The organism is Methylobacterium aquaticum, from assembly GCF_001043915.1.
GTDB lineage: Bacteria > Pseudomonadota > Alphaproteobacteria > Rhizobiales > Beijerinckiaceae > Methylobacterium > Methylobacterium aquaticum.
The window spans coordinates 25,673-38,183 of the sequence record NZ_LABX01000014.1; the positions used below are offsets into that span (position 1 = coordinate 25,673).

The 12,511-nt window shown below is 71.7% G+C and carries 10 protein-coding genes; 6 read left to right on the top strand and 4 right to left on the bottom strand.

Annotation, left to right across the window (positions count from 1 at the left end):
- The first annotated feature begins 51 nt into the window (after positions 1 to 51).
- Both queA and tgt read left to right on the top strand, forming a co-directional pair.
- Positions 52 to 1,140: a tRNA preQ1(34) S-adenosylmethionine ribosyltransferase-isomerase QueA gene (gene queA, locus VP06_RS01845; protein ID WP_048462131.1), complete on the top strand. Its 1,089-nt coding sequence runs from the start codon at positions 52 to 54 to the stop codon at positions 1,138 to 1,140.
- A complete protein-coding gene (gene tgt / locus VP06_RS01850; protein WP_048462132.1) occupies positions 1,137 to 2,270 on the top strand; it encodes a tRNA guanosine(34) transglycosylase Tgt in 1,134 nt (377 codons plus the stop codon). The genes queA and tgt overlap by 4 nt, the downstream gene beginning before the upstream one ends.
- 40 nt (positions 2,271 to 2,310) lie before the next feature.
- Here tgt and VP06_RS01855 read toward each other — a convergent pair whose 3' ends face one another.
- Positions 2,311 to 3,198, bottom strand: a complete 888-nt coding sequence (locus VP06_RS01855; RefSeq protein WP_048462139.1) for a 4-(cytidine 5'-diphospho)-2-C-methyl-D-erythritol kinase — start codon at positions 3,196 to 3,198, stop codon at positions 2,311 to 2,313.
- Between the two features lie 189 nt (positions 3,199 to 3,387).
- Entirely contained in the window at positions 3,388 to 5,253 is a 1,866-nt protein-coding gene (locus VP06_RS01860) for a tetratricopeptide repeat protein (protein WP_197093104.1), read from the bottom strand.
- 246 nt (positions 5,254 to 5,499) lie between these two features.
- Between VP06_RS01860 and VP06_RS01865 the strand changes: the two genes are divergently transcribed.
- Positions 5,500 to 7,587: a methyl-accepting chemotaxis protein gene (locus VP06_RS01865; protein WP_053081490.1), complete on the top strand. Its 2,088-nt coding sequence runs from the start codon at positions 5,500 to 5,502 to the stop codon at positions 7,585 to 7,587.
- Between the two features lie 131 nt (positions 7,588 to 7,718).
- On the opposite strand, the gene VP06_RS01870 is transcribed toward VP06_RS01865, so the two are convergent.
- Entirely contained in the window at positions 7,719 to 9,383 is a 1,665-nt protein-coding gene (locus VP06_RS01870; protein ID WP_048462133.1) for an electron transfer flavoprotein-ubiquinone oxidoreductase, read from the bottom strand.
- Positions 9,384 to 9,577: 194 nt separating this feature from the next.
- On the opposite strand from VP06_RS01870, the gene VP06_RS01875 reads away from it, so the two are divergent.
- The 3 genes from VP06_RS01875 to moaB all read left to right on the top strand — a co-directional run bounded on the left by VP06_RS01875 (position 9,578) and on the right by moaB (position 12,100).
- Entirely contained in the window at positions 9,578 to 10,474 is an 897-nt protein-coding gene (locus VP06_RS01875; RefSeq protein WP_048462134.1) for a uracil-DNA glycosylase, read from the top strand.
- A 130-nt stretch (positions 10,475 to 10,604) separates the two neighbouring features.
- Positions 10,605 to 11,507, top strand: coding sequence for a KPN_02809 family neutral zinc metallopeptidase (ypfJ, locus tag VP06_RS01880; protein ID WP_048462135.1), 903 nt, complete (start codon positions 10,605 to 10,607; stop codon positions 11,505 to 11,507).
- Positions 11,507 to 12,100, top strand: coding sequence for a molybdenum cofactor biosynthesis protein B (moaB, locus tag VP06_RS01885; RefSeq protein WP_048462136.1), 594 nt, complete (start codon positions 11,507 to 11,509; stop codon positions 12,098 to 12,100). Before ypfJ ends, moaB begins: the two co-directional genes overlap by 1 nt.
- Here the strand turns inward: moaB and VP06_RS36940 are convergent.
- The coding region (locus tag VP06_RS36940) for a hypothetical protein (protein ID WP_048462137.1) at positions 12,066 to 12,511 on the bottom strand (446 nt) is incomplete at its 5' end. The genes moaB and VP06_RS36940 overlap by 35 nt on opposite strands.

A 12,511-nucleotide genomic window follows, 5' to 3' on the forward strand; every position in this document is an offset into this window, starting at 1 on the left:
ATCCGCCCCCGGCCCATTGATCCGGCGGCGGAATCCTGGCTGAAGGGCCGGATGCGCGTGGACCTGTTCGATTTCGACCTGCCGGAGGACCGCATCGCGCTCCGGCCCGCGGTGCCGCGGGATGGCGCCCGCCTGATGCTGCTCCACCCCGGCGCCCCCCCGGAGGACCGCGTCGTGCGCGATCTCCCCGGCCTTTTGCGGCCGGGCGACGTGCTGGTCTTCAACGACACGCGGGTGATCCCGGCGCGGCTGCGTGGCCTGCGCCACCGGCCGGACGGCCAGCCGGTGCGGCTCGAAGCGATGCTGCACCTGCGGGAGAGCCCGGATCGCTGGCGTGCCTTCGCGCGGCCAGCCAAGCGCCTGCGGGTCGGCGACCGGGTCAGCTTCGGCGCGGCCGGGGAGGGCGAGACCTGCGCGCTCACCCGCCTCGACGCCACGATCGTCACGCGCGGGGAGGGGGGCGAGACGACCTTCGCCTTCGACCTCGCCGGGCCGGCCCTCGACGAGGCGGTGGCGGCCCTGGGCGAGCTGCCGCTGCCGCCCTACATCGCCGCCAAGCGCCCGACCGACGCGCAGGACGCGGCCGATTACCAGACGGTCTATGCCCGCGCGCCCGGGGCGGTGGCGGCTCCCACCGCGGGCCTGCACTTCACGCCCGAACTTCTGGCGGCCTGCACCGCGGCCGGTCTGACGCAGCTCCGGGTGACGCTCCATGTCGGCGCCGGCACCTTCCTGCCGGTGAAGGCCGACGACACCGACGCGCACCGGATGCATGCCGAGATCGGCGAGATCACCCCGGAGGCCGCCGAGGCCCTGAACCGGGCCCGCTTTTCGGGCGGGCGCATCGTGGCCGTCGGCACCACGGCGCTGCGGCTCCTGGAGAGTGCGGCGGAGCCTGATGGCACGATCCGGCCCTGGACCGGCGCCACCGACATCTTCATCACCCCGGGCTACCGCTTCCGTGCGGTGGACGTGCTGATGACCAACTTCCACCTGCCGCGCTCGACCCTGTTCATGCTCGTCTCGGCCTTTGCCGGGCTCGAGCCGATGCGGGCGGCCTATGCCGCCGCGATCGCGCGCGGTTACCGCTTCTATTCCTACGGCGATGGCAGCCTGCTCTTCCGGGCGGAGACGCGATGACCGACCACTTCACCTTCACCGTCGCGGCGACCGACGGCCCGGCCCGCACCGGCGAGATCCGCATGCCGCGCGGCGTCATCCGCACCCCGGCCTTCATGCCGGTCGGCACCGCCGGCACCGTCAAGGCGATGTATCCCGAGCAGGTGAAGGCGCTCGGCGCCGACGTGGTTCTGGGCAACACCTACCACCTGATGCTGCGCCCCGGGGCCGAGCGGGTGGCGCGTCTCGGCGGCCTGCACGCGATGATGCAGTGGCCCTACCCGATCCTGACCGATTCCGGCGGCTTCCAGGTCATGTCGCTGGCGGGCCTGCGCAAGCTCGACGAGACCGGGGTGCGGTTCCAATCGCATCTCGACGGCTCGACCCATCTGCTCAGCCCCGAGCGCTCGATCGAGATCCAGGGCCTGCTCGGCTCCGACATCCAGATGCAGCTCGACGAATGCGTCCGCCTGCCGGCGCCGGAACCGGCGATCGAGAGCGCGATGCGGCTGTCCCTCCGCTGGGCCGAGCGCTGCCGCATCGCCTTCGGCGACCAGCCCGGCAAGGCGATGTTCGGCATCGTCCAGGGCGGCGATATCCCGGGCTTACGCATCGAGAGCGCCAAGGCGCTGGTCGATCTCGACCTCAAGGGCTACGCCATTGGCGGCCTCGCGGTCGGGGAGCCGCAGGCGACGATGCTTTCCATGATCGAGACCGTCGAGCCGCACCTCCCGACCACGAAGCCCCGTTACCTGATGGGCGTCGGCACCCCGGACGACATCGTCCAGGCGGTGAGCCGCGGCATCGACATGTTCGATTGCGTCATGCCGACCCGGGCCGGCCGTCACGGCATGGTCTATACCCGTCACGGCCGCCTCAACCTGCGCAACGCCCGCTTTGCCGAGGACAACACCCCCCTCGACCCGGACTCGACCTGCCCGGCGGCGAACCAGTACAGCAAAGCCTATCTGCACCACCTCGTCCGTGCCGGCGAGATTCTGGGCATGATGCTGCTGACCTGGAACAACCTGTCCTACTACCAGGATCTGATGGTGGGCCTGCGCAAGGCCATCGCCGAGAGGCGGCTCCACGCCTTCATCGGCGAGACCCGCGAGGGCTGGGAGAGGGCGGAGCGCGACCGGGCCGCGTAGGCGACCGGGCCCGGTCCGAGGGGAAGCGCGCGGCGCGGCTCTATCGCAGCAGCGTCGCCCGGACCCACCAGCCTGCTTGCGCCGCGGCGATCGCCCGGGCCGCCGCCACCGCCGCCGAGCGGTGGCCGAACAGGCCGAACACCGTGGCGCCCGATCCCGACATCCGGGCGAGCCGGCAACCCGGCTGGTCGCGCAGGGCCGCGAGGGTATCGCCGATCACCGGCGCGACCGTGAGGGCGGGGGCCTCCAGATCGTTGCGGGCCGGCGCGATGCGGGCGATCAGCGCGTCGAGACCATTGGTGCCGTCGATCGCCGGATGGGCCTCCTCGGCCAGGGGATGGGCCTCGCCGACCTTGAGCCCCAGCGCGCGGAAGACCGGCGCCGTCTCGACCGGCACGCCGGGATTGATCAGCACCGCCGGCACGGCCGCCAGGGTCAGCGCCGGACCGACCGCCTCGCCGGCGCCGCGCATCATCCGGGCCCGCGGGTCGAGGCAGACCGGCACGTCGGCGCCGGTGCGGCGCGCCGCCGCGACCAGGGCCGGATGATCCGGCAGTAAGCCGTTGAGGCGCCCGAGCAGCCGCAGGGCGCCTGCCGCATCCGACGAGCCGCCGCCGATCCCCGCCGCTACCGGCAGGCGCTTCACCAGATGAAAACGGCCCATCGTCAGCCCGTCGATCTCGGCGGCGAGGTGGCGGGCTGCCCGCATCACTAGGTTGTCGTCGGTCGGACCCGCAGGACCCGCGGTCGGACCGGTGACAACGAGGTCGAGGGCCGGCCCCGGCTCCAGGGTGAGGAGGTCGCCCGCGGAGGAGCCGGCGAAGACCACCAGGCTCTCCAGGGCATGGTAGCCGTCGCCCGGACGCCGGCCAAGGACGTGCAGGGTCAGGTTGATCTTGGCGGGCGCACGGGTGGAGAGGGAAGGCACGGTCACGTCTCTCGAACGGGCAGTTCCATACGGTGTCCGCCTGATCCCCTCTCCCAATCGGGAGAGGGGAGGCGCGCTTGACGTCTGTTCGAACGCATCGACGGAAATCGTATCAAACAAGGAACAGGGCGCGGCGCCCTTCGGCACCGCGCCCGCGATCGCTCTCGACAGTCGGAGGGACGCCCGGGGTCAGCCCCCGCTCTTCGTCTCCGTGCCCATCGCCGGCGGCTCCGTCGGGGCCGGGGCGCCCTTCGGCATTTCGGGCTGAGGGGCAGGGGCGGGCTGGGTCTCGGCGGTGGCGGCGGGCTTGTCCGGCTCCGGCAGCCCGTCCTTCAGCTTGGCCTCGATCTTGACGAGATCCTCCGGCTCGGGGTTCAGGTCCTTGGCGTGCTGCCACTGGAACTTGCCCTCGAGCCGCCGGCCGCTGCGCCAGTAGGCGTCGCCGAGGTGGTCGTTGATGGTCGGGTCGCCGGGCTTCAGCTCGATCGCCTTCTCCAGCTCACGCACCGCATCGTCCCAGCGGCCGAGGCGGTAATAGGCCCAGCCGAGGCTGTCGATGATCATGCCGTCGCGCGGTTGCAGGTCGACCGCCTGCTTGAGCATGCGGAATGCCTCGTCGATGTTCTGGTTCTGGTCGACCCAGGAATAGGCGAGGTAGTTCAGCACCTGGGCGCGGCCGTTGGGCTGGGTTGCGGGCACCAGCTCCAGCGCCTTCTTCAGGTCGGCCTCGGCCTTCGGCCACTCCTTGGCGCGCTCGTAGGACGTGCCGCGGAAGTAGTACAGGGTCCAGTAGTTGCGTGCCGGCTGGTCGCCGATCAGGTCGATCGCCTTGCTGTAGGTCTGGGCCGACTCGGCGTATTTCTTGCGCGAGCGCTGGACGTTGCCGAGCGCCGAGATCACGTCGATATCGTTGGGATAGGTCTTGGCGACCTGGTCGAGATGGGCGAGCGCCGCCTCACCCTTGCCCATCTGCTCGAGGTTGAGGCCGATCTGGATCTCGGCATTGAGCTTGAGCGGGGAATTCGCCGGCATGCGGGCGAAGACCTCGTTCGCCCGGTCCGGTGCCTTCATCCGCTCCAGGGTGTCGGCGAGCGTCAGCAGTGCCAGCGAATGCTCGGGGGCGAGGTAGAGCGCGAGGCGCAAGTACACCACCGCCGGCAATTCGTCGCCCTGCGAGGTGCCGGCCGAGCCGAGGCCGTAGAGCACCTCGGCGGCCCCCTCCTGCGCCGAGCCGATCAGCGGGGTCAGCGGCTTGCCGGCCTTCAGCTTGTCGAGGGCGTCGCGCACGATCGGGTGGCGCGGCAGGACGTTGTCGAATTCCTGGTAGGCCGCCACCGCGAGGTCGGGCCGGCCGGACTCGGCCTCGAAGCGGCCATAGGCGTCGACGATGCGCAGCGTGTTGCGGTCGGTATCGTAGGCCGATTTCAGCCGGCGCTCCGCCTCGACCTTGTCGCCGACGAGCGCCGCGATCAGGCCCGCATGGTAATCGCGAAAGACGTTGTAGTAGCGTTCGCCCTTGAGCTTGTTGATGGTCTCGAGCGCCCTCTTGCCCTCGCCGGCCCCGGCATAGGACCAGGCGCTCAGCAGGGTCGAGGTCAGGTCGGCCGCCGCGCCCTTGCCGCCGCGTTGCAGGTTCTGGCGCGCCGCGGCGAATTGCTTGGCCTTGATCTTCTGCACGCCGAGCGCGAGCTGGGCGAGGCCGTTCGCCCCGTCCCGCGCCGTCAGGCGCTCGGCGGCCCGGAACGCCTCCGGCAGGGAGCCGTCGGCCAGAAGCGCCACGAAGGAGCGTTCGAGGAGTTCCGCGTTGCGCGGGTCCCCCTTGACCGCCTCGCGGTAGTAGGTGGCGGCGGCGGCCGTGTCGCGGGAGGCGCCGGCGATGTAAGCGGCGAGGAAGTTGCCTTCCAGCGAATCCGCCGGCTCGTAGGCCTGTGGCGCCGCGATCTCCCGCGCCGGCACCCGCGCCGCCAGGGCCGGCGCCGTCGAGGCGGCGAGGAGGAGGGCCAGCGCAGCGCGCGCAGATCCGCGGCGGGGGGCGAGGATTCGGGTCTTGAGCACCAAACTCGTGGCTCCGTGATCGCGCCGGCCGCGGAGCCGGCACGCGAAATCGGCGGGACTTTGGACCCTGCGCGGGGCAGCGGCAAGACCAAACGGCGGCGGCGATGTGTCGGGGCCGGCCGGCCCGCGCCCCGGCCGGCTGTCCGGCCGCGGTTCCGGCGGCGCCGGCCGGATAACCGTGATGTCGGTCCGCGGTCCGGTTGTAAGATCGTTATTAAACAATCACTGCGATAGGTAGAAAGATCGATGAAGTCGTTCACCGAGCCGCCGGACATGTCGCTGCGTAGACAAATATTCCTCATCCTGGGTTTGATCGGCTGCCTGCTGGTCTGGCTTGCGGGTTATCAGGTCATCAATGCCTGGAATCGGGCAGACATCATGCGGCGGGCGGCGGACGCCATCCGGATGACCGATGGACTCGCCGCGGCCGCAGCCTCGCTGGCGGCCGAGCGGGGCCTGACCAACGGTTGGCTCGCCAGGCCGCCGGCGGCGTCGGAGCACGCCGCCCTGGCGCGCTTGCGCGAGGACGGCGACCGTCAGCTCGCCGCCGCCTTGGAGCATCTGCGGCAGGATGGCGTCGCCGCGACGGCGGCGGCGGCGGCCCTCGGCGAGGCGCGCCGCGACCTCGCGGTCCTGCGCCAGCGGGTCGACCGCGTGCTCGCCGGCACGCCCGATCCCGACCTCGCCGCCTCCTGGTTCCCGGCGGCGACCAAGGTGATCGCCCGCGAGCAGGACCTGTTCGACGCGGTGCGGGCCGGCATCTCCGGCTCGGTGCCGGTGGGGCTTCACCACGGCCTCGACATCAAGCGGGCGCTCTGGGATGCGAGCGAGTTCGCCGGGCGCGAGCGCGGACGGCTCAACGGCGTCATTGCTGGGCGGCAGGGGCTGACGGTGGAGCAGGTCCGGGCCTTCGCGGCCCTCTCCGGGCGCGTCGACGCCGCGCTCGCCCAGGCCCGCGCCTCCGAACTCGCTCTCTCGCCGGTTTTCCGGGACGCGCTGGCGGCGGCATCCCGCCGGGTCGAGGCGTTCGAGACGACCCGCGCGGCGGTGCTGCGGGCCGGGGCGGCGCGCGAGCCCTACCCGATCGCCGCCGAGGAATGGTTCCGCCAGGCCACCGACGTCATCGCCGGCGTCGCCCAGGCGCGCAGCGCGGCGACCGCCTCGCTCGGCGGGATCGTGGCCGAGGAGAGCCGGGCCAGCGAACGCTGGTTCCTGGCCTCGCTGGCGATCCTCGCCGGCGCCTGCGCGGCGGTGGGCGGCGGTGCGCTGTTGCTGGTGCGCGGCGTGACCGGGCCGCTCGCCCGGATGATCGAGGTGATGCGCCGCCTCACCGCCGGTGACCTCGCCGTTCCGGTCCCGGCCACCTCGTCCCGCAGCGAGATCGGCGCGATGGCGACGGCGATGATGCACCTGCGCGACGGCCTCGCCCGCGCCGCCTCCCTGGAGCAGGAGGCCGCCGCCGCCCGCCTCGGTGCCGAGGCGCAGCGCCGCGCGGCCCTGCGCGAGCTGGCCGACCGCTTCGAGGGCGCGGTCGGCGGCGTGCTGGCCGCAGTCACCGCCGCATCCTCCGAGATGGAAGCCACCGCCCGCGGCATGACCGAGATCGCCGGCCGCACGGCCGACCAGAGCACCAGCGTCGCCTCCGCGGCCGAAGAGGCGTCCTCGAACGTCGCGACGGTTGCGGCGGCAGCGGCCCAGCTCGGCACCTCGGTGCACGAGATCGGCCGCAGGGTTGGGTCCTCCGCCGAGATGGCCCGGAGCGCCACGGCCGCGGCGGCCGAGACCGCCCGCCTCGTCCAGGAACTGCGCCAGGGCTCGGCCAAGATCGGCGACGTGCTGGGCCTGATCTCGTCGATCGCCGCCCAGACCAACCTGCTCGCCCTCAACGCCACCATCGAGGCGGCCCGCGCCGGGGCGGCGGGACGGGGCTTCGCGGTGGTGGCCGCCGAGGTCAAGGCGCTCGCCGGCCAGACCGGCCGCGCGACCGCCGAGATCGCCGACCAGATCGCCCGCATCCAGGGATCCACCGAGCAGGCGGTTGCGGCGATCGGCGGCATCGCCGGACAGATCGACGAGATCAGCATCGCCTCGACGGCGATCGCGGCGGCGGTCGAGGAGCAGGGCGCGGCGATGCAGGAGATCGTCCGCAACGTGTCGGAGGCCGCCCAGGGCACCGGCGAGGTGACGGGCGGCATCGTCCGGGTGGCGGGCGCGGCCGACGAGACGGGGGCGGCGGCGAGCCAGGTCCTGTCGGCGGCGAGCGAGCTGTCGCGTCAGTCCGAGCACCTGCGCGGGGAGGTGGAGCGGTTCCTCTCGACCATCAAGGCGGCGTGAGCCGCGATCGCGGGTGGTGCCAAACCCGGCTCATCGCATCCTCCGCCTCGTCCCGGGCGCCGCTGCGCGGTCCCGGGATGACGCGATGAGTTGAAGTGGGTTGGGCTCATGAACACGGCCCAACCTCTCCTTCACATGTTGACGTAGTTCGGACCGCCCGGACCTTCCGGGGTGACCCAGTTGATGTTCTGGTTCGGATCCTTGATGTCGCAGGTCTTGCAGTGGACGCAGTTCTGCGCGTTGATCTGGTAGCGGGGCGCACCGCCCTCCTCGATCCACTCGTAGACGCCGGCCGGGCAGTAGCGGCCCGAGGGCCCGCCGAACACGTCGTGCTCGGAGGACTTTTGCAGGCCCATATCCTTGACCTGGAGGTGGACCGGCTGGTCCTCCTCGTGGTTGGTATTCGAGAGATAGACCGACGACAGCCGGTCGAAGGTCAGCACCCCGTCGGGCCGGGGGTACGTGATCGGCGTCACGTCCTTGAGCGGCTTGGTGCAGGCATAGTCCGGCTTGCCGTGGCTGAGCGTGCCGAACGGCGACAGGCCGGCCAGCTCGTTCAGCCACATGTCGAGGCCGCCGAGACCCACGCCGACCACCGTGCCGTACTTGGACCAGAGCGGCTTGACGTTGCGCACCCGCTTCAGGTCGTGGCCGATCGGGCTCGCGCGCCAGCCGTCGTCATAGGAGGTCAGCTCGTCCTGGGCCCGGCCGGCGGCCAGCGCCTCGTGGATCGCGCCCGCGGCCTGGATGCCGGAGAGCACCGCGTTGTGCGAGCCCTTGATCCGCGGCACGTTGACGAAGCCGGCCGAGTCGCCGACGAGGCAGCCGCCCGGGAAGACGAGCTTGGGCACCGATTGCCAGCCGCCCTCCATGATGGCCCGCGCGCCGTAGCCGATGCGCTTGGCACCCTCGAACACCTCCCGGATCATCGGGTGGGTCTTGAAGCGCTGGAACTCCTCGAACGGCGACAGGGTCGGGTTCTCGTAGTTCAGGTGCGTCACGAACCCGACCGAGACCAGATGGTCGTCGAAATGGTAGAGCCAGGAGCCGCCGCCGGCCTTGTTCGGCAGCGGCCAGCCCATCGAGTGCCGCACCAGCCCCGGCTGGAACTTGTCGGGCTTGACCTGCCACAGCTCCTTCACGCCGAGACCATACTTCTGATGGTCGGAATGCTGGTTGAGGCGGTAGCGGTCGATCAGCTTCTTGGTCAGCGAGCCGCGGGCGCCCTCGCCGAACACCGTGTACTTGGCGCGCAATTCCATGCCGCGGGTGAAGTCGTCCCGCGCCTCGCCCGAGCGGGCGATGCCGAGATCGCCGGTGGCGACGCCCACCACGGCGCCGGCGGAGTCATACAGAATCTCGGCGGCCGGGAAGCCCGGATAGATCTCGACGCCCAGTTCCTCCGCCTTGCGGCCGAGGTACTTGGTCACGTTGGAGAGCGACCCGACGAAGTTGCCGTGGTTGCTCATCAGTTTCGGGAAGGCGAAGTTCGGCAGCGAGATCCCACCGGCCGGGCCGAGGAACAGGAACTCGTCCTTCACCACCTCGGTCTTGAGGGGACGGTCCGGGTCCTCGCGCCACTCGGGCAGAAGACGGTCGAGGCCGCTCGGGTCGATGACGGCCCCGGACAGGATATGGGCGCCGACCTCGCTGCCCTTCTCGACCACCACCACCGACACCTCGGTGCCGGCCTCGGCGGCGAGCTGCTTGAGCTGGATGGCGGCAGCCAGCCCGGCCGGGCCCGCTCCGACGATCACCACGTCGAAGTCCATCGCCTCGCGTTCCGGCAGCTCCATCCTGGTCCTCCCCTGCTCGCCCAATAGTTCACATATAAACGATCTCGGGCCGCCTCAAGCGGTTCCGTCGCCGGAACCGTGCGACGGCGTGTCCCCGGGCGCAAGCATCCGCCGTCGGCGGCGCCTGTCAGAATGCCTGTGCGCGTCATGGCGCGCCGGTTGTCCACAGCCGCGCGGCACGCCACATCCCTCTCATGACACCCGACGCTCCCGACAGCCGCGACCTGCTCTCCTTCCTCGACTTCCACGTCGCGGCGGGCGTCGATGCCGTGCTGGACGAGACGCCGCACGACCGATTCGCCGAGCCGGAGGCGCCGCGCCGGGCCGTTCGGGCGGAATCCGAGCCACCGGCGCGTCCGGCGCCGATCGCCGCGGAGGCTCCGGCCCGGGCTGCGCCGCCGCGCCGGGAGCCTTCACCGCAACCCGAGGCGCCGCGCGCGGAGGCGCCGAGCACCTATGGCCGCTCCGCCGCCGCCGCTCCCGGCGAGGCCGCGGGCGATGCGCGGGACCTCGCCGCCACCGCCGCGACCCTGGAGGAGCTGGAGGGGCTGCTCGCCCGGTTCGAGAGCTGCGCGCTCCGCTTCACCGCCAAGAACCTGGTCTTCGCCGACGGCAACCCGCAGGCCCGGGTGATGTTCGTCGGCGAGGCGCCCGGCGCCGACGAGGACCGGGTCGGCAAGCCGTTCATGGGCCGCTCCGGCCAGCTCCTCGACCGGATGATGGCGGCGATCGGCCTCGATCGCACCAACGCCTATGTGGGCAACGTCGTGCCCTGGCGTCCCCCGGGCAACCGCAACCCGACCCCGCAGGAACTCGCGACCTGCAAGCCGTTCATCGAGCGGCAGATCGCGCTCGCGGATCCCGACATCCTGGTCTGCCTCGGCGGGGTGGCCACGCAGGCGCTGGCCGGCACCAAGGACGGCATCCTGAAGTCCCGCGGCCGCTGGTTCCCCTATCGCACCGATAAGCGCGAGATCCGGCTGCTCGCCACCCTGCACCCGGCCTACCTGCTGCGCCAGCCGTTGCAGAAGCGGCTCGCCTGGCGCGACTTCCGCGCCTTGCGCGCCGCCCTCGACGCAGGCCGCCCGTGAGCCGGTCCGGGCGGCATTGGCGGGGCCGCCGAAGCGGAACCGTGCCCGATCCTGGTCGATTACTCTTGAGCCTCGGGCCTGCGCCGCGTAGCCGTCGCGGCGTAAGGCATGGGCCAACGGGTAGCTGAGCATGCGCTGGGAAGATTTTCGCACCTCCGACAATGTCGAGGACCGTCGCGGCGAAGGCGGGGGTGGAGGCTTCGGCTTCCCGGGCGGCGGCGCCGGCGGCCTCGGCATCGGCACGATCGTGATCCTGTGCATCATCGGCTGGGTCACCGGCATCAACCCGGCGATCCTCATCGGCGGCGCCGAGACCATGACGCGCACGCGGGCGCCGCAGGAGCAGGCCCAGCCGCGGCCGGGCCAGCAGCGCACCGGCGCGCCCTCCGACCAGATCGGCAAGTTCGCCGCCGCGATCCTCGGCAACACCGAGGATGTGTGGAGCCAGGTGCTGCCGAACCAGACCGGGCGGCAATACACCCCGACGACGATGGTGCTCTATACCGGCGGCACCCGCAGCGGCTGCGGCCAGGCCCGGGCCGCCATGGGGCCGTTCTACTGCCCGCTCGACAAGAAGGTCTATCTCGACACCTCCTTCTTCAAGGAGATGGAGCAAAAGTTCCACGTCAAGGGCGACTTCGCCTATGCCTACGTGATCGCCCACGAGGTCGGCCACCACGTCCAGGACGTGCTCGGCATCCTGCCCAAGGTGCAGAGGAAGCAGCAGCAGGTCGGCGAGCGCGAATCGAACGCTCTCTCGGTGCGCGTCGAGCTGATGGCCGATTGCCTCGCCGGCGTCTGGGCCAAGAACTCCGACGACCGCTTCAAGGCGCTGGAGCCCGGCGATATCGAGGAGGCGATGCAGGCGGCGAGCGCCATCGGCGACGACAAGCTCCAGAAGCAGAGCCAGGGCTACGTGGTGCCGGATTCCTTCACCCACGGTTCCTCGGCCCAGCGCATGCGCTGGTTCCAGACCGGCTTCCGCAGCGGCCAGACCCAGTCCTGCGACACCTTCCGGGCGTCGCAGCTCTGATGGCGAGCCTCGACCAACGCCGCCTCGACCAAACCCGCGCCTTCGTGCCGCTCGGCATCGCCGTGCTCACCGTCTCGGACACCCGCACGCTCGGCGATGACCGCTCGGGCGACACCCTGACGGAGCGGCTGGAGACGGCAGGCCACCGGCTCGCCGCCCGGGCGATCGTGCCGGACGAGGTCGAGGCGATCCGCGCCCAGGTGACGGCCTGGGCCGCCGATCCCGCCATCGACGTGGTCATCACCACCGGCGGCACCGGCTTCACCGGCCGCGACGTGACGCCGGAGGCTCTGGAGCCATTGTTCGAGAAGCGGATGGACGGGTTCTCGGCCGTGTTCCACCGCATCTCCTACGACAAGATCGGCACCTCGACGCTCCAGTCGCGGGCCACCGCCGGGGTGGTGAACGCCACCTACGTGTTCGTGCTGCCGGGCTCGCCCGGGGCCTGCCGCGACGCCTGGGACGGCATCCTGTCGGCGCAGCTCGATTACCGGCACCGGCCGTGCAACTTCGTCGAGATCATGCCGCGCCTCGACGAGCACCTGAAACGCGGCGCCGTCACCCCCGCAGCAGCGAAGCCCGCAGGGGCCTGACCGGCAGGCGGGCCTTGAGCGGCAGGCCCGCCCGCAGGGCCTGGACCCGCACGAGGTCGCCGGCCCGCACCTGGCGGGTGCCGGTCAGCGCCTCGCGCCGTCCGGCGATCCGCTCGAAGAGCGGCGCGTGCGGGCGGCGCAGGCGGCCGACCGCGTCGGCTTGCGTGCCGGCCTGCATCATGGCGCCGAACCGGTCGACGACCCGGATCCAGCCCTCCGCCGGCACGTCGCCGGCTTCGAGGCACAGCATCCAGGGCCGGCGCGCCAGCCCGGCCGCCGCCAGCCACGGGCTGCGGCCCCGCGCCACCAGCGCCGCTCCCGTGCTCTCCGCCATGGTGCCGACCTCCGGGTCTTCCGGATCGGCAGCGGCGATCACCGCATCGCCCACCACGCCCGCCGCGACGCCGGCCA